We start from the raw sequence: 19,933 nt of genomic DNA, 5'->3' as shown, positions 1-19,933 counted from the left end.
TGCCCCCATTCAAGACTCGCCATTGGCTTTACGGCGTTCCATGAATCTCTCTATGGAACACTCATCCTTTAGAAATAAAACTTTTTTTCCTAGCGCCTTGTACTCGTACCCCAGGAACGAATCATAAGAGACCTGATAGTGACAGTCCGGAAATACAGTGGGCGCCGCGATGTGGTCAGCCAACGATATCAGGCGTGAAACCGAGTCATCATAAACGTGGCGCGGATGCAGCTTAACCACTACGAAAAAATCAAATTCACGCTTGACACGATCAATAAAATTGATTTCAGCATCCAGGTAAGGCGCAGAAGAAGCCAAGAAAAGCACCTCTTTGTCGCTCCCCATGTCATCGAGTTGCAGCTTTGGAGTGATAGTACCAGTTCTTCCAAACCGATAATATCGTGAGAAAATTTTCTCGAACTCAGGATCAAAAACATACAAACACTCAACCTGGCCAAAGGGGTAGGAAAACTCCAAATCCGGATGTATGTAGGCATGCTGAATAATTGAACAATGACCCGTTACGTGCGTCGCTATATAGTCCCAGCGCTGCAAATTGCAGTCAGTAATCATGTGCTTGCCATTGCTAGACAATTTGCATACGAATAATGAGAACCAAACCAGCGGCAGCAAATCCAGCGCGTGAAAAATGAGATCCTGGCGCCGCACCTCCTGCTTCGGCGCATGCCTCAGAATGAACCACACCACCCGCCAAACGATAAGCAGTGCGCGCAGATAGTCCTTTGCGTCCAGATACCGCAACACAGCCCAAGGTCGCCGGCACTCAAACCGAATACGTTGATCAAAATCATCATACAAGTAGTGGAACAGCTTCAAATGCGCAGTAACGGGCAGACAGACAGTGTCGGGCAATGTCACTGCATCCCGACGCATCAGCATTGGCGCAAACACCAGCGCCAAAAGCAGGTTGCCCAATGCGGCCAGCAACAATGCAGGCAATATCGAGTATTTCAACACCGTCAGTGCCCAAAGCATCGGCTTTCCATACCGTTTACGCAGCGACAGGAGAGGCATGATCTTGTAGAGAGGCAATGCTTCGGACAGAGGTTCCGTTGCCAGGAATTTAGCCTTCAATGACCGGTCCAGGCACGCCTCATTCACGTAAGCCTGAAAAATCAGGATGGATAACGCGCTAACGCTTTTACTACTCATCATTATTTACTCGAATAAATAGCAGTCGACTGCTCAACAGCAGAAGCACGTAAAAAGCCGCGTTGAATAACGCAATCCATTGCAGCATACTCCCGCGAAACATACTCAGAAAGAACAGCAACTCACAAACAAATATAAACAAGAACACGGGACCAAATCGATAACGAATCGAATACAAACCGCAAATAAATAATGAGTAAACGGCAATAGGGATCACCCAAAAAACGTAGCAACCGTAGTTGAGGTACAATTCAGTTTCAATAGGCCATTGTTGAGTAGCAGAGCCTTCAAACCACTGTTCAGGATAATAAATTGATGTCAGCCATCGACTGATATCGTGAAGATACTCCTCAGAAGGCACCCCTACAAACGTCAACCATTTCTTGACCGGGTAACTCATCGTTAAAAACAAATCCGGCGGCATATCGCGCAGAATCATGTCGTGCAAAAATACTGTATTGAAATAACTCAAAAAATACTCGAGCAACATTTCCGGCGTGCTGTAAAACCCATTGGAACGAAAGTACATTGCAAAACTGAATGCCAACGTAAATCCAAAGAAAATCAAGGCGCCTTTCGTCACCGTAAACCTCATAACGCTTAGCCAGGGAACGCTGAAGAAAATAGCAAAGTAAAATATACGACTTTTCACACCTTGGATGTAAGCACAGAAGGTTAAAACCACCAATACAAATATGACCAGCACCCAACTTACACGACGCTGCGTTCGCCAATAATAACCCAGTACATAGGCAATAAAGTTAGAGCTCATAATTAATAAAAAATTGAGCAACCCATAACCTTTTTTATTCTCAAGATAGGTATCACTGTAATTGCCAAACCATGCTTCAACCCCGCCCGTCACTTGAAAAAAATAAATAGCCCCGAGCAATATCAAAGCACTTGCCACAAACAGCATAAATGGGCTTACGCGGTATCGCTGAAACAAACTTTGCGCCGACGCCTGGCTCATCAACAATTCAAAAAGACGAGTAAAAAAGAAAAACAAGGTAAATACGTAGGCGAACGATAAAATCGCCTCATCAGAAAGTTTGGACCAATCGTTCGTCTTCCCCCACGGCAGAACGTATTCCCATCCCACCCACTCCAGCAGATAGAAGAGGATACTTGGGAATACGAAATAAAGAAAATAACTACCAAACACAATATTGGAAGGACACAAAACTTCTTTGTTCCTGAACATAAGGAACACCGTCAACATAAACACCACAACCAGGAATATCATAAGCCAGACCACTTCCTATATTCAGTGTTCTTAACGAACAAATAAAGCCGTACTCACCGCGTCAAATACATATCCATTACCCAATGCATTCAAATGGTGATTATCGCTCAAGAAAATGTCACAGGCCTTGGCGGGATAGCACTCCGCCAAAAAACCATCCGGAAAGCTTGCCGCCAGCATAGCGTTGTACTCCAAAACTGACGTCTCAATACAAGGATTCTTCAAGACGTAAGCCGCAGAGGGGGGCGCAATCGGCACAACTACTATTTTCGAGCGAGGAAACCGCTCACGGAGACGCTGCAGATTAGCTTTAAAATCATCCGGCTGAACGTATCGAATACCCCGCTTCGTTATGAGCGTGGCATAGTTACGCTTCACCCATCGATGGATATACCGGCTGAAATATCCGGGCATTCTTAACAGCAGCGACAACTCTATTTTCTTGATAGCTCGAGGGTAACAGTCAACAATCCCAACCTGGACAACAACAACATCGGCTTCTATCATCTGATAATAGTCATCAACCAAAGACATCAGTTGAGAGGTGTCCATACCCGGCACACTCACGACGCGAAAGCGAAACTCCGCTGCGTATCGATCTGCAACTCGGTATGTCCAGCATTGCTCGTCATTGATGAGCTCCGGCTTCATCCTGGGCAAACCCAGGGAGTCAGTTAATACAAGTACTTTCTTCATGCTTGCCTTGGGCGCTTATTCTTTTGAGCAGGTATATAACGAGAACACTAACGAGAAGTGCATTGAATAACGGCAAAAACACTAGCATCGTGGTCCCAATAAACAAATAGCCATAACCGAACGAGAGCGAGAGTCCCGCAACCATCAAGCCAAGATAGGCAATGGCCAAAACTTTTTCCAGACGTTGCGCCAAATAGAAGTTACACACAAACCCCAAACAGATCAGTTGAGTCTTAAGAGTCAACATCGACACCAAGACCCCCACCAATCCCCAGCTAAACCGGTTAATTAATAGTAAAAAAACGACAATAGCCAATGCAAAAAATATGACGACACCCAGCAAATAAGCTGCGTATTTCGTCATCATCGCGGCAAACGCGCCTTGATACCCAGCGTCGACACCACTGAAACGTTTCAATAACCCTGGAGTAAAGTAGTACAGCACTGAGGTCATGCCGAGAAAGTAGATATTGGTCAGTACATCAACGTACTGAAAATCAGCTCGCATTTTCTCGGCGGCGCCCAGCACATTTAATACCACCCGATCAGACGTCAATAGCACCACTAAACCACTGGCCATCAAAAACATATACTTTGAAGAGCTGAGCACCTTGAATAATAGTGCCTTGTTGGCGGTCGTAGAAGGTCGAAAGACTTGCAATGAAATCAAGCAAAAAGCAAAGAAAGAACATATGACAACTGCAGCAGATGCCCCCCACGCCCCGAAGAACCTGACCTCTAGAGCAACCTCCTGGCTCAACCAGGCCAGCAGGGAGAAAGACACAAAAAATACCGAAGCCCATGCCAGATTCAGCGTATTGAGCAGCGCATCCATGCCGCGCAGTCTGAAGACTGTCTGGCAGGCTGTCTTAAGATGATTGACACCGCCAATGAAGAGCCCCGCCATCAAATAGAAATTTTCATGGGCAACGACCGCCGAAGCGACTAGGACAAAAGCAATAAAGGCGGAAAAATACAACTCCAGCCGGAGGATGTCTTCCCGCTCGTCGATACTCGCACTGATCGCCCCATCACGGATCGCACCATTGTGAAATCCCAGCGCCAGAAAGGTACTATAGGAAATTGCAATAAACGCGATACTGGAGTCCGCCAATGCCTGCTGGCTCACCATATTAGTGAAAAATAGTGTCAGCAACGCGACGAGCGAGAACTCGCTATACGTCGCCAACACATACTTTATAGCGCCAGAGCGCCCCTCTTGCCTCATAACTCTACTACTCGGCGAGGCTGTTCGTGGACATCAAACATAAGCAGCAATGCGAGCATACAGCTTGCTATTTGCAAGATGCTCTTCCAGAGAACATAAACCCGACTGATCAGACATCAAAAAATGCTCGACCTGCAGATACAAACCAGGCTTGTAGTCAACGTCCAGAGTGACGTCGATGTCCAGCGTTTCCACTGCGACGCTATTGATAAGTTGTACCTGCAACTTTTCCAGCGGTTTGAAAATAAACCTGCGCTTACTGGTAGATATTTCTATAGCCCAACGACCTGGCGCCTGCCAATCTCCAGTGTAAGCAAATAAAGCCCCATTTTCTGTCTCGCCAGCCCCAGAAAAACGCGCGGCCCTGCTATGCCACGGCAACGTACCTGCGGTGAACGTAGCTATTTGACGAGGCTTACCACCCAAGTAAAATGCGAGGTCGGTAACATGGCTTGTATTCGCAAAAAACCAGTTCTCTTTAACCCCTTCAGCCTTTGGGATTTTTTGAATAGCATCAGACCATTCCGTGATTTCAAAGTTGAAGCTGGTCACTCCACCATCTTCATCAATTAACTTGCGAGCAGATAAAACAGAGGCGAGGAAGCGCCGGTTGTAAGCGACATAAACCGAAGCGCTATGAGTCGTAGCTAACGCTTGCAGTCTCTCAATGGCCTCCAGGGTCATACCACCCGGTTTTTCTACCAACAGATTTTTCACGCCACTCTGCAGGAGAAAACTACTGGTATATTCCAATTGCTCAACGCTGACTGCAACGATTGCATGAGTAACGGTTTGAGCCGAAGGGAAGAACGCCTCGAGCCCGCCGGTAAGCGGGCGGACACCAATACTGCTGTTGAAGCTATCGGCAGATTGTTGGCTGCGCCCAACTACGACAAATTGTTTTTCCATACCTTGCAGTACTTTTGCATATTGCACGGCCATAGGGCCAGCGCCGACTAATAAAATCATAGCGAGCCTCCGTCAGGTAATTGGGCACAGGGTGTGGATGTCATCCCCTTGCCTGTTGAAAAACTCAAGCAATCCTTGAAGTAAGGGCTCATGCAACGAAGCAGACTCGTTGAACGAAGTTAACTCGCACTGACCATCTGCGCTCGCAAGTAACTGCCTTGCCGCTTCATGAGATAACTGACTTTGGAAGAGAACCGAAAACGCCAGCACTTCCTGTTGCCCAGTTTCTTTTGTTTGAATAGTGCACAGCCCTTTCGACTCGTTTACATCAATACTGAATTGTTCAGTTTCAATACTGATGCTCAGTGGTACCATTTCAATGCCAGCGCCAGACGTCAACGAAAAACGACGGTTATCGGCAACACCGGATAAAGTACCCGAGACCTCCTTGTAGCCAGGACGCTTGCTCTCAACGACGGCAGCGTCAAGACCAGAAGTCTCAAGCGTATAGCTGTGTTGCCCCCCAAGCATCGCCCACAAATCGATAAAATGAATCGCATTGCACGCCAAGCCCCAGTTATTCCCATTTACCTGGAGGTTCAAGGTTTGCTCGTGAGCAAGGCGTTCTTTTAGCTCTAGGTAAATAGGAAACATACGGCGAGGGCAGTTAACCCATACCTGCGTGTCTAGAGAAGATAGCAGGCGGCTCGCCGCTTTAACTTGATCAACTGACTGGAAAAGGACCTTTTCAAGAACCAATTGCCGAACACTGACAGATGCCAATAGATCTCTAAGCACTTGTAAACGGCAGTTAGCATTGGTGGCAACAATACAGAAATCAATGCTTCGGTTAATGCTGGAGATACTTTCCAGGAACTCAATAGCATGGATTTTTTCGGACTTAGCTACTTGTTCCCAACGTTCTCGAGCTACCCTGCGAGCCTCAGGTGATGGTTCTACTACCTGAATGTAAATATCATCAAAGTCCGAAAGTGCCAGAGCCTGCAGATGACGGCTGCCGAGCTGCCCTGCGCCTATCAGTAAAAAATTCAACATATTTTAACTGCTCTTTCGTAAGCGTGAATTACAAGCTAAAACCATCATCGACGATGATATTTTGGCCGTTAACGTAACGAGAGTGATCAGAAAGCAAAAACTTTATCGAACCGAGCACATCACTGATATCGAGCATGCCTTTGCCCAACGTTTGCTTCTTGTACTGTTGAAGGAACTGCTCTGGCTGATGATCAAAAATCCCGCCTGGGCTAACACTGTTAGACCGGAAGCCACTATCAGAGATGTAAGCGGTCAGGTACTTGCTCAGGTGTAGTAGCGCAGACTTGATGGCTGCATACTCGACGGGCATTGTCATGGGCGTGCCGTCATAGACGTCAAATTTCGGTGCAACAACCCCATAGATCGAAGAGATGTTAACCAAGGAAAATGGAGTTTTTTCCCGCTGAAAATATGCGCCGCACTGCTGCATGAATAAAAAAGACGACCCGAGGTGCAGGGATACGTTCTCATTGAAATCGGCGAGCGTTACGTCAAAAAGCTTTGCACCGTAGCGTTTGTTTCGTGGGTATGAGCAATTGACAGCCCCATCGACAGCGCTGAGCTTGGCGAAGAATGCTTCCACCAACGCCGCATCATTCAGGTCAAGCGTGGTGCAGGTCAATAATTCATTGTCCAAATCGACGCCCTGCTGCACCAAGCGCTCTGCCATCAACGTCGAGTTTATATCTGCAGCAATGACATGGACGCCATCAGCCAGGAGTGCAGCGCTCAGTTTGCTCCCGAGCAACCCACCCGCCCCAGCCACCAAAATTTTCTTATTCGCCAGCATTAGCTTTCTCTTTGTCAGCCAGAAGCATTTCGGCCATTTTAAAATCATAGATGTCGTCGATGTCGACAGCCCGCTCACGGGGCACAACAACCGACTTCACTCGCCCGGAAAAAATGCGTTCATTGGTCAAAATGAAATCGGGCCGGGCAACGTAAGCTACCGTCGTCATGTCATATACGGCCGGAGCGTCCTGCCGACGATGTACGTTGTCTCCCGCACATACCAACTGGCTGACGCCCTGTGCGTCACGAACGACCATATTGAAGTAGGGACTGCGAGATGCCGGGGTTACAGTAACCACAATATCCGTGCCCGAATCCAGGCTGGCGAGGCACTGCTCCACATCCTCAACACCTCGTAGCGGACTGGTCGCCGGCAGACTGATAAATACGTCGAACTTATGCCCTTGCGCTTGAAGGTAATTGATCGCGTGCCGCCATGCATGCCATTCAGGCGCCGTGTCAGTTGCCAGTTTATCGGGCCTTTTGATCACTATAGCCTTATAGGCTTCGGCAACCGCCGCGATCTCATCGGAATCGGTCGATACGAAAACTTTGTCTATGCCAGATACTTGTTGCGCCACCCTAATGGCGTGGGCAACCAACGGATGGTCACCTAATACTTTGATGTTCTTTCCGGGCAACCCTTTAGAGTTGCCTCGTGCAAAAATGAAGGCGTACACGCTCACGCTTGAAGATCTCCAATGTTGACGACTTGGCCTGTTGCAGAAGACTTTTTCATCGCCTCAACCAGTTGAAGCGTCTGTAGTCCATCCTCAAGGCCAATTACCGGTGACGCGGTACCTTGCGCTACATGGACGAAGTGTCGCAATTGATCAAGGTACATGTTGTTGCGGTCGTAGCCGGGATCCTCAAACAGCACATGCTGCTGATCTCGTCCCGAGTGCAAGGTAATGCTGTTGTTGAGTACATCCCAAATTAGAGTGCCTTCCTGCCCGATAACCTTGCAGATACGTACGGGAGACCGCTGGAGAAAATCCATATGGACATTGACCACTAACTGGTCAACACGCACCAAAAGCGCATCAACCGTGTCTTCAACATCAATTTCGAGTGCAGCGGTATTACGTGCTACGCAATAAGCTGTTTCAAACTCACCAAACAGCCATCTCAAATAGTCGAGTTCATGGCTGAGCTCAAGTAAAACGCCACCACCCAACTCCCGCCGGGCCGACACGTTTTTGCGGTAATCACTGGCAGGGCGCCAGTCGGGAAGGTACTGCCCGACATCGACACTCACACTGCGTATTACGCCAACGCAGCGCGCGTCCAACAACGCCTTGAACTTCAGCGCGGATGACATGAATCGCAAATTATAGGCGATCTCGATTTGAGCTTTGTGTGCTAACAATACATCGCGATGGGCAGAGAATCCGTCCAACGAATCGCACAGGGGTTTTTCGATAAGAACGGGCACGTTCCGATCAAGCAACTGCACAGCATAGTCCAAATGCGAAGGAGCTGGCGATGCAACAATCGCAAGCACCGGCTTATCTGCAAGTGCGTCGTTCATAGATCGATAGATTTGCGTATCGTCGCCCACGTCCTCGGCGGACAATATTCTGCCTGATGCAGAAATACAGCCCACACGTGCCGATGCGAAAAGCTTCTTGAGGTTTCCGATATGACGCTTGGCAATGCTGCCGCTTCCGATCACCAAATAGACGGATTGCACACTCATAACCCAGCGAACTCTTGCTGAGCCCTTTGGAAGTCTTCCATCCGACCAATATCAAGCCAATACTCGTGAACCGGAAACATATTGACGTCGCGGCCCTCGGCAATTTCGCGTTCCAACAGCGTGGGCATATCCACGCGCGTTCCTGGCGCAACACGCTTCACTAGCTCCGGGGACAACAGGTATATCCCGGCGTTGATAAAGAAGCGCTGGACCGGTTTCTCCACCATCGACTGAATACGGTGTCCATCGTTCTGTACAACGCCGTAGGGTACGCAATGCTCATACTCGCGCACGCACATGGTCGCGGCGCCAGCATGCTCTTCATGGAAGCCCAGAAGGCTCTCGAATTTGAGGGTAGTGAGCAAGTCACCATTCATCATGAACAAAGGCAGGTTTATCTCGTCATGAGGCAACAGCCCCAGAGCACCGCCCGTCCCAAGAGGAGCGTCCTCATGGATGTAACGAATAGATACCCCCCACTCGCTGCCATCGCCAAAATGGTCACGGATCATTTCCGACATGTAATGAGTGGAGATAAAAAAGTGATGAAAGCCCGAGCTGATAAATCGCTCGAGGATCAACTCCAGGATGGGCTTGTCTCCAACTTTTAGCAGCGGTTTTGGGCAGTTTTGCGTCAGTGGTCGCAAACGAGTTCCAAACCCTCCAGCCATCAGAAACACCGGATTGTCTCTGCGAGGCTTGTGCAGCAAGTCGTGCAAGGTTTCCAGACCTATGACTTTCCCCTCAGGGCTCACAACCGGAAGTTGCAGCAACTGATACGTTTCCATGATCGTTAGGATCCGCTCCCTGCTCCAGCCCAGCCCTGCAGTACGCGGAGTAGCGCACATGATCTGATTGATAGGCGTCGTCAACGGCCGCTGCTTTAACAGGGCACGCCGAACGTCGCCATCGGTCAAGGTGCCCAAGAGACGACGATCAGGGTCAACAACCATGACAATACGCACCGCGACACGATCAAGCGTGGCGATGGCCTCCTCCATTGAGCACTCCGGACCGACGAGTGTTAACTCCCACTGCCTCATTGAATACCTTCTCTATGTTGACTCGTCCGGCACAATTCTGGAACGCGCCGTTTGTCCTAATAAAATGCTCCGGGCTGGCAAATTACGAACCATCACAGCCCCGGCACCGACAACGGCATACTCGCCGATCGCCAATCCTTGAATCACTGTTGCTCCTGCGCCGATAAACGCGTAGTCAGCCACTTGGACGTTGCCGCAGAGCGTCGCGCCTGGAGCGATGTGCACGTGAGAACCCACGCTACAATCGTGGTCAACGCTTGATCTGGTATTGACAACCGTATTGGCCCCCAGTCTCACGTCCGGCTGAATAACCACACCTGCCATTACCTGGACACCGTCAGCCAATACCGCAGAAGCATCAACGATAGCCCTGGGATGCACAAGCACGGGAAATCGGAAACCCATCCCGACTGCTCGCTCATATATAGCTTGGCGAAGACTGCTACCAACGACCTGCCCGATTCCGTTTATCAGACCAACGTTTGAGCAATCGAGCTGCTCCAGCGCCTCATCACCACCCAGCACGCTGATTCCGCGCCATGTTACAACGCCCGAACGCTTAAGAGCTGGATCGCAAACCCCTTTAACTTGCAGCCCACAGGCTATGGCAAGCGACAGCAGTACCTTCGCGTGACCACCCGCCCCCAGCATTATCAATGCCTGAGATGCATTTGGCATGGTGGTCATTGCTCAATAATCTCACCCATCTGGACGGACCTTTGGCTACGAGTGCCCACCAACCCCCACAAAGCGGTTGGTGACAACCCAGACCCACTGCGAGCGGTAGTCAGGTCATCACGAGAAATGATCGAACCTGCGTCAATATCCCTTGCCGCTACCACCTGCTGGCGTGCAGCCTTGCGGGTGTCCCACTCACTAGGCTGGGGTGTCTTGCATGCATCACCCAACGCCAGTTCAAGCACGCGGATCTGGGTGATCATCGACTTCAACTCATCAGGCTCAAGCGATGCCTTGTGATCAGGCCCAGGCATGGAGCGGTCCAACGTAAAGTGTTTCTCGATGACCTTGGCGCCTCGAGCGACAGCAGCAATCGAAATCAAGCTGCCTTCCGTGTGATCCGAATATCCTACCGTGAGCCCGAATGCTGTGAGTGTGTCCATTGCACGTAAGTTCACCTCCGCCCACGGCGTCGGGTACTGGGAGGTGCAATGCAGCAACGTAACATGCCCCTGTAACCGCTTACGAGATTCAGGATAGCTCCAGTTACGCCAGACCTCGTCCATATTGGCAGGCTCGCGGTCGTGCGTCACAGCGTGTGCCACGATAGCCAGGCCCTGTTCAACGTCGCTGAGTGTGGCCATGCCGGTAGAAAGCACCAGCGGTTTACCGGTGCGTGCAAACTGCCACAACAGCGGGCCATTCGTCAGCTCGCCTGAGGGCACCTTGAAGAATGGCAAATTCATCTCACACAAAAACCGAAGACTGTCGGTATCAAATGCGGTGGACAAGAACTCAATACCATTGCGCCGTGCGTGGGCTTGCAAAGCCGCATGCCACTCCCTGGGGAGTTCAAGCTTTTTAAGCATCGCGAGCTGGCTTTCTGACGCTTCGGTACTCTGCAATTGATACGAGGCTTTCGGGGCCGCCTTTGAAGCCAGTCGCTTGGCATCAAACGTCTGGAACTTCACCGCATCAGCGCCTGCTGCCGCTGCCGCATCAACCAGTGCGAACGCAAGATCGCGCTCTCCATTATGGTTAACGCCCGCTTCAGCAATGATGTATACCGAGTCTTCGTTAGATGCTTTCATGGTTTAACTCAAATCGTGAAATGACTTGTTGTGGACCCCGTCGTGACGCTCAAGAATATCCACAATGCTTTGTGATGCATTACCAGCGCCGTAAGGATTGACCGCCTCTTTACAAACGTTGGCAAAGTCGGAAGAGAGCGCGTGACGAATAACATCTTCGATCGAGCGTGCGTCGGGCGCACAATTGATGACTGAGCCGGCAGCGAGACGCCCCGCCTGTCGAGCCCCAATATTGATGGTAGGAACATGAAAAGCCGGCACTTCAATGATACCGCTGGAGGAATTACCTACAACCGCCTCAGCCAGCGCAACCGCACTCAAGTAACGCCTGAAACCCAGGGAAGGGACAGCTTTGACTCGCTCAGGATTACCTTGGGCATATTCCTCCAGCAATGGAATAATCGCACGCCCGCCGTTATCGGCATTGGGGTACGTGAGTATTATCTTGTGCAGGGGAAACTGGTCTAGCGCGGTCAACAGCGCGTGGAAACTTTCCTTTGGATCCTCCTCGAGCATCGTCACCGGATGGTAAGTCACCAGGAGAAAAGGCGCATCCAAAGCAAACTCAAGGCTTTCAGACAACTCCTCTCGCGTCATTCGCGGGCTGCGAAGCAAATGATCAAGACCTACAGCACCGACATTGAACACTCTGTCGGGTGACTCCCCCATCTGGATAACACGCTGACGATAGGATTGAGTAGCGACAAAATGAAAGTAAGCCATTTTAGTGATCGCGTGACGAATAGCGTCATCGTAAGCACCTTCGGTTATCTCGCCACCATGCAAATGCGCCACTGGAATTTTCATAATCAAGGCAGCCTGTACGATTGCCAATGCCTCGAAACGATCCCCGAGCACCACCAGCATGTCTGGCCGTAATCGGTCTAAAACATCGGCGAAGCCCAGCGTACCCAGTCCCATCGACTTTACGACACCCACATCGCTATCTGAAGACAGGAGCATTTCCACCTTGGCATCAATGACGAAACCATCCGCCTCAATGCCTTTCCAGGTCTCTCCGAACTCAGGCGAGAGATGCATGCCGCTCACTATCGTCTGCAGTGCCAAATGCTCACTTGCCTGGATATCTTTCATCAACCAGTAGAGCAAGCCGTACTCGGCGCGCGTTCCAGTGAACACTGCAACGTTACGTTTCAAACCTGCAACTCCGGAACAACGCTGCTCGGCAAATTGACTACCCGCTCTTCCAACCACAGTGCGTTGGTCAGATCCCCTTTAAGACTGGAGGAATAGGCGGGCAGGTGACTCATCAACTTCCAGATGGGTCGAGTCATTACGCCAGCCTGATTGCTGAACGCAAGCAACTCATCACGCTGTGCGAGATTTTCACAGATCACGGCATTGAGCCAATAGTTGGAACGGCAACCCGCGGGTTCGACAACGAATTGGAACTGACTACCGTCGAAGAATCTCTGATAACGCGCTGCCAAAACACGCTTGGCTGAAACAAAGGAGTCCAACTGTTCAAGCTGGGCGCACCCCAGGGCTGCATTCAGATTCGGCAACCGGTAGTTGTAACCCACTTCATCATGAACATATTCGTAGGCATGCGGTATTTTCGCGGTCGTAGTCAAGTGCTTCGCTCGCGCACCCAACGATTCATTAGTCAGCACCATCCCACCACCACCAGTGGTAATAGTTTTATTACCGTTGAAACTCAGGGTCCCCACACAACCCAACGTCCCAGTGTGACGCCCTTTATAAAGGCTACCCAATGATTCAGCAGCATCCTCGACCAATGCCAGCCCCCACCGGCCACAAACTTCGATCAACTTATCCAGCTCAACCGGGTGACCAAAAGTATGCATCGGCAAACACGCCCGAAGTACGCGATCGCCGTCTTTCAACATGCAAACGCCGTCGTTTCGCCTGTATGCGTGCATCTGCAACCAATGATCAAGCGCTACAGGAGAAAGACCTAAGGTGTGTTTGTCGACATCGATAAACACTGGCGAAGCACCGCAGTAAGCAATCGCATTACACGTCGCAACAAAGGTAAGCGGTTGAGTGATGACAAGGTCACCTGGCTTGACGCCGGCCAGCATCAGGGCGACATGCAGGGCGGCGGTCCCGTTAACTGTCGCAACGGCACGAGGGCTACCGGTATAGGCCTCCATATCACGCTCAAAACGATCAACGAACGCGCCAACACTGGAAACGAACGTAGACTCCACCGTTTCGATTACGTAGCGCTTTTCGTTCCCGCCAAAGACAGGAGCATGCAAAGGTATGAATTCATTGGTGCGATATTGCTCTCGCACAAACTTCACAAGTGAGTCGAGCATGACGGCGCCTCAGACGTTGTAGAGATCGGCTTTGTATTTAGCCAAGTTCTCGGGCCGAGTGAACCAGTCGATGGTTTCCTGAAGCCCTTGACGGATTGAGTATTGCGGTTCAAAACCGGTCAGGCCTCGAATTTTTGAATTATCACACCATAACCGGAACACTTCGGACTTCTCTGGGCGCAAACGCTGATCATCCGTCAGAAACTCAACATCGCTGCTCATCAACTCGCGAATGAGATTGAGCGTATCACCTACGGTAATTTCGAAATTGGAACCGATATTGACGACTTCACCAACAGCCTTGTCGCAGCGCAACAGATCCAGAAAACCACGGCAGGTATCAGCAACGTAGTTGAAGTCTCGCGTTGGCGAAACATCGCCTAGCTTGATCTGTTTTTTACCACTGGCAATTTGCGTAATGATGGTGGGAATCACCGCTCGAGCTGATTGACGAGGCCCGTAAGTATTGAATGGGCGAGCAATTGTTAATGGAAGATCAAAGGCATTGAAGAAACTCATTGCCATGGCGTCCGCGCCCATTTTAGAAGCGCTGTATGGCGACTGCGGTTGAAGCGGGTGAGCTTCGTCAATCGGTACATATTGAGCAGTGCCATAAACCTCACTGGTAGACGTATGAATAACACGCTGCACGCCATTATCAATAGCTGCCTGACAGATATTCAAGGTGCCTTTGACGTTGGTATCAACATAACTGTCAGGCGCGACATACGAGTACGGAATCGCAATCAACGCCGCCAGGTGAAACACGGCATCGACGCCTTTTGTTATATGTTTGCAATAGTGCGGATCACGGACATCTCCATTTAACACCTCAATATCCTTTAGGCAACTTACGTCTTCCAGCCACCCCCAATAATTGAAAGAGTTATATTGAGACAGGGCTTTTACCTTATACCCTTCGCGCACCAAAAGCTCGGTCAGGTGCGACCCAATAAATCCATCCGCCCCGGTCACCAAAACTGTTTTCATTACTTCACCTTAACCTTGAATCCAACCTTAATTCAATTCATCAGCACCCAGAGAGCAGCTTCGAGCCGTATCTACATCTGAATACGCATCAGTTGCTTAATGCCAAACCCCATCGAATTTTCTTCCAGCAATTTACAGTCTTTGCCCTGACAACACTAGCTTCTGCACTCAGATCTTTCCGTACTAGCGTACAGCCATCAAGCTAAAGACCGCCCTCACTGCTTGCATAGAAGCGGCAGGCAACGAAAATATTTACGAAACGTAATTCTGACATGGTATTGATCATGCTTAACGCACCCGATTCCCATGCGAAAAGGTATGGCCGGCACACCTTCCCGAGATAGGGCACATTGGGAATTGCTGAAAATCAATGGTTTCCTTGGAGGTCTCGAGGCGCATTCTGAACAGCAATGACCGGAGCAGGAGCGGCACGCAAAAAATCCTCGGCACTCCCCTCACGACGCTTCAGAACAAAAGACCCAACAAAAGCGACAAGCAAACCCAAGGTAAATCCAAGAACCAGTCCCAAGGCAATAATGAGCCCCTTTCTGGGAGAGCTTGGATTCAAGGGCTCCAGAGCTTCCTTATCTACAACCACCAATTTGAGAAGGCCCATATCGACGTCAAGGTTCCGAAGACGAACTGCTTCCGCACGGATGGGCTCCACCCCCTCGAGAAACACATCTTCATTCTGACGCCGATTCAGCAATTCAACTTGACGATTGGATTGAAGCAACTGGAGCTCTTTAGCGATTCGGGCAATGCGCCCTTCGCTGAAGTCATCAGACTTACGCCGCATTAACGCTGATCGCTCTGCCTCCAGGGCATCAACCCCCATGAAATACAAAGGAATCTGCTGGTTATTGATTTCAGTGCGCATGACGCTGAAAGCCCCAACACGACTGGGCTCACTCAGTGAAGAAGGAGTCGCAGGCTTTATGATACCCAAGGAGCGTGCAATACCAATGGCTTCGCCAAGTTGTGCTATCCGATCATTTCGTCGCGTCTTGAGCTCAGCCCTGACTGCTTTAAGCTCATCTTCAAGCTGAGCCTTTCGCACCGAGTCCCTCTCGGTCAAGACAGCAATCTCGGCTTCTTTTTTGGTCGCGTAACTTGAGCGCGCCGCTGCCAACTTTCCATCAAGTTCTGCAAGACGGTTTCTGACAATTACGCGCAGATCAGCGGCAATTTGTTGACGCTCAACTGAAATGGCATAATTTACAAACCCATTCAGAATCGCAACGCCATCTATCCCCTTTGGATAGCTCATTTCTACTTTTATATAATTACTCAAAATGTCGGCTTTTTTTGAGTCCGGCAAAGTCAGCGTGAAAGAGTTTCGATTGAAATCTTCAAAACTTTGTTCGAGTGTTCTTCCAGGCTGTTCGAACGCTTTAAATAATTTCTGATTGGCGCGAAAAAACCCAAGACGAGTCTCATAGGACTCCAAAGAAGCCCCCACCTTAGTCAGCGCGCTCGTCGGCAGAAGCGCATAAATCTCGGAGCGGTTTAGAGCATCAAGCTCGTTGATGGCAGCAGGGCGCAGAACACTGGACACCCTATATTCAGGAACAACGGTAAAGGCATAGATTGCCGCCAACACACCTATCGACAACGCCACCAGTGCGACAAAAGCTCTTTGAGCCCATACCGCCTGAGCAAACGCGAAAAAATCAATTTCATTGGATGATTGAACGGGAGGTGCGCGGAAGCTACTACTCACAACAAAAACCTGCCTTCAAAAAGAAACTGCGGGCTCGTTATGCAGACAAAATTGTGTCTTTTTTATTCTAATTAGATGACCGTCAAAACCCAGCGTCTCTGCCAAATTTTGAGCGCACAAAATGCCTGTTATCGAGAACAGATTTCATTTTGCCATCTCTCAGACATATTACAAGTCTTGACATGAACAGCAGGCTTTTCCTACAGATATAGGGGCAGCTCTAATACAGCACGTCCAAGGAGAGTGAAAACAGAAAGGTTTTTCCGAATCATCGAGCTAAAACCCAATGAATCCGGGGTTTTCTACTTGAGGGTGGCCGCATCATTACAAGGCAGTGCTGAAATTGATGGGCTACTTTGATGCTATTTTCTGACGAGCGGTTGCCTCAGCATGCACACGACTTTTGCAGAACGGCAGAGCCTCCTCCTCCTAGCCACGCCCTACAGGAACCGACTTATGACGCCGACTCCGCACCAATACGCCTAACAATGGCCCTATCAGCATGCCGACAATCAACGCCACGATCACAAACACCGACACCGGCACCTGCCCGGTCGCCAGGCCAAGGAACGAGAGAGACACACCCTGCTGGTTTTCGAGTACAAACGCTATAACCACCAGTGCAACCACCAGCACTGTCAGCAACACTACGGCGCGCTTAATCCCACGCATACTCTTCTCCTACCCCAAAGACACTCAGACGTTTTCTTCTTCGTCTTCGTTCACTCGATCACGCAATTCCTTGCCCGGCTTGAAGTGAGGCACGAACTTGCCATCCAGGCTGACGGACTGTCCGGTTTTAGGGTTACGGCCTACGCGTGGGGCGCGGTAGTGCAGCGAGAAGCTACCGAACCCTCGGATCTCAATGCGATCGCCTGTGGCCAGGCATTGGGACATTTGTTCAAGCATGGTCTTGATGGCCAGCTCCACATCCTTGGATGAGAGCAGCCCTTGATGGGTGACAATTCGTTCGATCAACTCCGACTTCGTCATATTTTTCCCTTCTTTTTCAAGCAGCTAGGAAAAGCGCTTCAAAGGTTTTAGCATGACTTGATGAATTTGAACAGCCCATGCAATAACTTATCTACGCGCTAGATCGACTCCACTATCAAGCGCTTACACGCTCAATTGCAGATCACCAGCATCGTGCGGGTAACTGCGCCTGCCGGGTTCCAGCCAAACAAGTAATCGCCCTCCTCGTCCTTAGCATCACTGGACTTGGTGATGACCTTGTACCCCTGCATCTTGCACTCTCGAGCCGCACGCTTCTCGCACTTCTCCCAATTGGAACCCAAGCCTGAGCAGTCGATCTCGATGCCGCTGACGCCATGCCGGGCGTGGGTCTTGGCACTGGTGGCGGTGCAGCCTGCAAGCATTGCGATTGAGAACACTAAAATGAGCCTGTTCATTGAAAATCCTTACTGAATCAGCAACACGTGAATAGCTTCTCTGAAGACTATAATCAGTTCTGACATCAGTCGGCTCTACGTCGTTCTAAGTTGTTGATTCAACAAATTTCAGGCACAAAAAAGGGCGACCGAAGTCGCCCTTTTTCTATGGTCTGACAGAACTTAGTTCTGTTTTTCCATTTGTGCACGCAGCAGGTCGCCCAGAGTGGTCGGACCCGAAGCGATGTCAGAGGTAGCTGGCTTGTCGCGCAGGCTCTGGATAGCTTCTTTCTCTTCGATCTCGTCCTTGGACTTGATGGAGAGTTGGATCACGCGGCTCTTGCGGTCAACGCTGATGATCTTGGCTTCTACTTCCTGGCCTTCTTTCAGAACGTTGCGCGCGTCTTCAACGCGGTCACGGCTGATTTCGGAGGCTTTCAGAGTCGCTTCGATATCGTCGGCCAGGGTGATGATGGCGCCTTTAGCGTCAACTTCTTTCACGATGCCTTTAACGATTGCGCCTTTGTCGTTCTCTTGAACGTACTCGGAGAACGGATCGCTTTCCAGTTGCTTGATACCCAGGGAGATGCGCTCGCGCTCTGGGTCAACCGACAGGATAACGGTGTCCAGCTCGTCGCCCTTCTTGAAGCGACGAACAGCTTCTTCGCCCACTTCGTTCCAGGAGATGTCGGACAGGTGAACCAGGCCGTCGATGCCGCCGTCCAGACCAATGAAGATACCGAAATCGGTGATCGACTTGATGGTGCCGGAGATTTTATCGCCCTTGTTGAACTGGCCAGAGAAATCTTCCCATGGGTTAGATTTGCACTGCTTGATGCCCAGGGAGATACGACGACGCTCTTCGTCGATGTCCAGAACCATAACTTCCACTTCGTCGCCGACTTGTACGACTTTCGAAGGGTGGATGTTTTTGTTGGTCCAGTCCATTTCGGAAACGTGTACCAGGCCTTCAACGCCTTCTTCCAGCTCAGCGAAGCAGCCGTAGTCAGTCAGGTTGGTAACACGCGCGGTGACGCGGGTGCTTTCTGGGTAACGGGCTTTGATAGCGACCCATGGATCTTCACCCAGTTGCTTCAGGCCCAGGGAAACACGGTTGCGTTCGCGATCGTATTTCAGAACCTTGACATCAATCTCGTCGCCAACGTTGACGATTTCGGAAGGATGCTTGATACGTTTCCAAGCCATGTCGGTAATGTGCAGCAGGCCATCGACGCCACCCAGATCGACGAATGCGCCGTAATCGGTGAGGTTTTTGACGATACCTTTGACTTGTTGGCCTTCCTGCAGGGATTCCAGCAGAGCTTCACGCTCGGCGGAGTTCTCTGCTTCCAGGACGCTGCGACGGGAAACGACAACGTTGTTGCGTTTCTGATCGAGCTTGATGACCTTGAATTCGAGTTCCTTGCCTTCCAGGTGCGTGGTGTCGCGCACTGGACGGACGTCGACCAAAGAACCTGGCAGGAACGCACGGATGCCGTTAACGTCGACAGTGAAGCCGCCTTTAACCTTACCGTTGATAACGCCCTTGACCACTTCTTCAGCTGCGAAGGCTGCTTCGAGAACAATCCAGCATTCAGCGCGCTTGGCTTTTTCACGGGACAGCTTGGTTTCACCGAAACCGTCTTCAACCGAGTCCAGAGCAACGTGAACTTCGTCACCGACATTGATAGTCAGATCGCCAGCGTCGTTGTAGAACTGCTCAAGCGGGATGAGTGCTTCAGACTTCAGACCAGCGTGAACGGTTACCCAGCGAGCTTGGTAATCGATATCAACGATAACACCGGTGATGATGGAGCCTGCCTGAAGGTTCAGGGTTTTTAGGCTTTCTTCAAAGAGTTCCGCAAAGCTTTCGCTCATTTTAATTCCTGTTGATAAGGGCGAAGAATACGCCCAT

At 50.3% G+C, this 19,933-nt stretch carries 20 protein-coding genes; all 20 read right to left on the bottom strand.

The features are described from left to right. Nucleotides 1-9: 9 nt before the first annotated feature. A complete protein-coding gene (locus ACS5Q8_RS08500) occupies nt 10-1,176 on the bottom strand; it encodes a hypothetical protein (protein WP_465160065.1) in 1,167 nt (388 codons plus the stop codon). Next, a complete protein-coding gene (locus ACS5Q8_RS08495) occupies nt 1,166-2,377 on the bottom strand; it encodes a hypothetical protein (protein ID WP_465160064.1) in 1,212 nt (403 codons plus the stop codon). The genes ACS5Q8_RS08500 and ACS5Q8_RS08495 overlap by 11 nt, the downstream gene beginning before the upstream one ends. A gap of 72 nt (nt 2,378-2,449) precedes the next feature. Beyond that, a complete protein-coding gene (locus ACS5Q8_RS08490) occupies nt 2,450-3,115 on the bottom strand; it encodes an SGNH/GDSL hydrolase family protein (RefSeq protein WP_465160063.1) in 666 nt (221 codons plus the stop codon). Next, nucleotides 3,090-4,343: a hypothetical protein gene (locus tag ACS5Q8_RS08485; RefSeq protein ID WP_465160062.1), complete on the bottom strand. Its 1,254-nt coding sequence runs from the start codon at nt 4,341-4,343 to the stop codon at nt 3,090-3,092. The genes ACS5Q8_RS08490 and ACS5Q8_RS08485 overlap by 26 nt, the downstream gene beginning before the upstream one ends. Before the next feature lie 33 nt (nt 4,344-4,376). Further along, on the bottom strand, nt 4,377-5,312 hold the full coding sequence (locus ACS5Q8_RS08480) for a Gfo/Idh/MocA family oxidoreductase (RefSeq protein ID WP_465160061.1): 936 nt from the start codon (nt 5,310-5,312) through the stop codon (nt 4,377-4,379). A gap of 12 nt (nt 5,313-5,324) precedes the next feature. After that, on the bottom strand, nt 5,325-6,308 hold the full coding sequence (locus ACS5Q8_RS08475; RefSeq protein WP_465160060.1) for a Gfo/Idh/MocA family oxidoreductase: 984 nt from the start codon (nt 6,306-6,308) through the stop codon (nt 5,325-5,327). A 28-nt stretch (nt 6,309-6,336) separates the two neighbouring features. Further along, complete coding sequence (locus ACS5Q8_RS08470; RefSeq protein WP_465160059.1) at nt 6,337-7,098, bottom strand: oxidoreductase; 762 nt, start codon at nt 7,096-7,098, stop codon at nt 6,337-6,339. Further along, nucleotides 7,085-7,786 carry an acylneuraminate cytidylyltransferase family protein gene (locus ACS5Q8_RS08465; RefSeq protein ID WP_465160058.1) on the bottom strand — a complete coding sequence of 234 codons (702 nt, stop codon included), beginning with the start codon at nt 7,784-7,786 and terminating at the stop codon, nt 7,085-7,087. Before ACS5Q8_RS08465 ends, ACS5Q8_RS08470 begins: the two co-directional genes overlap by 14 nt. Continuing rightward, complete coding sequence (locus tag ACS5Q8_RS08460; protein ID WP_465160057.1) at nt 7,783-8,799, bottom strand: Gfo/Idh/MocA family protein; 1,017 nt, start codon at nt 8,797-8,799, stop codon at nt 7,783-7,785. Before ACS5Q8_RS08460 ends, ACS5Q8_RS08465 begins: the two co-directional genes overlap by 4 nt. Continuing rightward, nucleotides 8,796-9,842: a nucleotidyltransferase family protein gene (locus ACS5Q8_RS08455; protein WP_465160056.1), complete on the bottom strand. Its 1,047-nt coding sequence runs from the start codon at nt 9,840-9,842 to the stop codon at nt 8,796-8,798. Before ACS5Q8_RS08455 ends, ACS5Q8_RS08460 begins: the two co-directional genes overlap by 4 nt. A 12-nt stretch (nt 9,843-9,854) precedes the next feature. Beyond that, nucleotides 9,855-10,529 (bottom strand): acetyltransferase, encoded by a 675-nt coding sequence (locus ACS5Q8_RS08450; protein WP_465160055.1) that lies wholly within the window; start codon nt 10,527-10,529, stop codon nt 9,855-9,857. Next, entirely contained in the window at nt 10,526-11,611 is a 1,086-nt protein-coding gene (neuB, locus tag ACS5Q8_RS08445) for an N-acetylneuraminate synthase (RefSeq protein ID WP_465160054.1), read from the bottom strand. The genes ACS5Q8_RS08450 and neuB overlap by 4 nt, the downstream gene beginning before the upstream one ends. A gap of 3 nt (nt 11,612-11,614) precedes the next feature. Beyond that, nucleotides 11,615-12,769, bottom strand: coding sequence for a UDP-N-acetylglucosamine 2-epimerase (gene neuC, locus ACS5Q8_RS08440; protein WP_465160053.1), 1,155 nt, complete (start codon nt 12,767-12,769; stop codon nt 11,615-11,617). After that, on the bottom strand, nt 12,766-13,917 hold the full coding sequence (locus tag ACS5Q8_RS08435; protein WP_465160052.1) for a LegC family aminotransferase: 1,152 nt from the start codon (nt 13,915-13,917) through the stop codon (nt 12,766-12,768). Before ACS5Q8_RS08435 ends, neuC begins: the two co-directional genes overlap by 4 nt. Nucleotides 13,918-13,926: 9 nt before the next feature. Then, the gene (locus tag ACS5Q8_RS08430) at nt 13,927-14,907 is read right to left on the bottom strand and encodes an NAD-dependent 4,6-dehydratase LegB (protein ID WP_465160051.1); all 981 of its coding nucleotides are present in this window, start codon (nt 14,905-14,907) and stop codon (nt 13,927-13,929) included. 367 nt (nt 14,908-15,274) lie between these two features. Then, nucleotides 15,275-16,630, bottom strand: coding sequence for a Wzz/FepE/Etk N-terminal domain-containing protein (locus ACS5Q8_RS08425; RefSeq protein WP_465160050.1), 1,356 nt, complete (start codon nt 16,628-16,630; stop codon nt 15,275-15,277). 429 nt (nt 16,631-17,059) lie between these two features. Next, nucleotides 17,060-17,302, bottom strand: coding sequence for a LapA family protein (locus ACS5Q8_RS08420; RefSeq protein ID WP_465160049.1), 243 nt, complete (start codon nt 17,300-17,302; stop codon nt 17,060-17,062). Between the two features lie 24 nt (nt 17,303-17,326). Continuing rightward, nucleotides 17,327-17,623, bottom strand: a complete 297-nt coding sequence (gene ihfB, locus ACS5Q8_RS08415; RefSeq protein ID WP_017848846.1) for an integration host factor subunit beta — start codon at nt 17,621-17,623, stop codon at nt 17,327-17,329. Nucleotides 17,624-17,754: 131 nt separating this feature from the next. After that, on the bottom strand, nt 17,755-18,039 hold the full coding sequence (locus ACS5Q8_RS08410; protein WP_465160048.1) for a hypothetical protein: 285 nt from the start codon (nt 18,037-18,039) through the stop codon (nt 17,755-17,757). 162 nt (nt 18,040-18,201) lie between these two features. Next, nucleotides 18,202-19,896 carry a 30S ribosomal protein S1 gene (gene rpsA / locus ACS5Q8_RS08405; RefSeq protein ID WP_253394215.1) on the bottom strand — a complete coding sequence of 565 codons (1,695 nt, stop codon included), beginning with the start codon at nt 19,894-19,896 and terminating at the stop codon, nt 18,202-18,204. Nucleotides 19,897-19,933 lie beyond the last annotated feature (37 nt).

It is taken from the genome of Pseudomonas sp. PAMC25584 (genome assembly GCF_058135675.1).
The sequence above is the reverse complement of the archived record's forward strand: the minus strand, read 5'-3'. Positions and strand labels throughout refer to the sequence as shown.

Excerpts from the sequence above, each read along its gene's own strand:
- ACS5Q8_RS08500 (WP_465160065.1), bottom strand. The coding sequence starts at position 1,176 with ATGATGAGTAGTAAAAGCGTTAGCGCGTTATCCATCCTGATTTTTCAG.
- ACS5Q8_RS08495 (WP_465160064.1), bottom strand. The coding sequence starts at position 2,377 with ATGTTCAGGAACAAAGAAGTTTTGTGTCCTTCCAATATTGTGTTTGGT.
- ACS5Q8_RS08490 (WP_465160063.1), bottom strand. The coding sequence starts at position 3,115 with ATGAAGAAAGTACTTGTATTAACTGACTCCCTGGGTTTGCCCAGGATG.
- ACS5Q8_RS08485 (WP_465160062.1), bottom strand. The coding sequence starts at position 4,343 with ATGAGGCAAGAGGGGCGCTCTGGCGCTATAAAGTATGTGTTGGCGACG.
- ACS5Q8_RS08480 (WP_465160061.1), bottom strand. The coding sequence starts at position 5,312 with ATGATTTTATTAGTCGGCGCTGGCCCTATGGCCGTGCAATATGCAAAA.
- ACS5Q8_RS08475 (WP_465160060.1), bottom strand. The coding sequence starts at position 6,308 with ATGTTGAATTTTTTACTGATAGGCGCAGGGCAGCTCGGCAGCCGTCAT.
- ACS5Q8_RS08470 (WP_465160059.1), bottom strand. The coding sequence starts at position 7,098 with ATGCTGGCGAATAAGAAAATTTTGGTGGCTGGGGCGGGTGGGTTGCTC.
- ACS5Q8_RS08460 (WP_465160057.1), bottom strand. The coding sequence starts at position 8,799 with ATGAGTGTGCAATCCGTCTATTTGGTGATCGGAAGCGGCAGCATTGCC.
- ACS5Q8_RS08455 (WP_465160056.1), bottom strand. The coding sequence starts at position 9,842 with ATGAGGCAGTGGGAGTTAACACTCGTCGGTCCGGAGTGCTCAATGGAG.
- ACS5Q8_RS08450 (WP_465160055.1), bottom strand. The coding sequence starts at position 10,529 with ATGACCACCATGCCAAATGCATCTCAGGCATTGATAATGCTGGGGGCG.
- neuB (WP_465160054.1), bottom strand. The coding sequence starts at position 11,611 with ATGAAAGCATCTAACGAAGACTCGGTATACATCATTGCTGAAGCGGGC.
- ACS5Q8_RS08435 (WP_465160052.1), bottom strand. The coding sequence starts at position 13,917 with ATGCTCGACTCACTTGTGAAGTTTGTGCGAGAGCAATATCGCACCAAT.
- ACS5Q8_RS08430 (WP_465160051.1), bottom strand. The coding sequence starts at position 14,907 with ATGAAAACAGTTTTGGTGACCGGGGCGGATGGATTTATTGGGTCGCAC.
- ACS5Q8_RS08420 (WP_465160049.1), bottom strand. The coding sequence starts at position 17,302 with ATGCGTGGGATTAAGCGCGCCGTAGTGTTGCTGACAGTGCTGGTGGTT.
- ihfB (WP_017848846.1), bottom strand. The coding sequence starts at position 17,623 with ATGACGAAGTCGGAGTTGATCGAACGAATTGTCACCCATCAAGGGCTG.
- ACS5Q8_RS08410 (WP_465160048.1), bottom strand. The coding sequence starts at position 18,039 with ATGAACAGGCTCATTTTAGTGTTCTCAATCGCAATGCTTGCAGGCTGC.
- rpsA (WP_253394215.1), bottom strand. The coding sequence starts at position 19,896 with ATGAGCGAAAGCTTTGCGGAACTCTTTGAAGAAAGCCTAAAAACCCTG.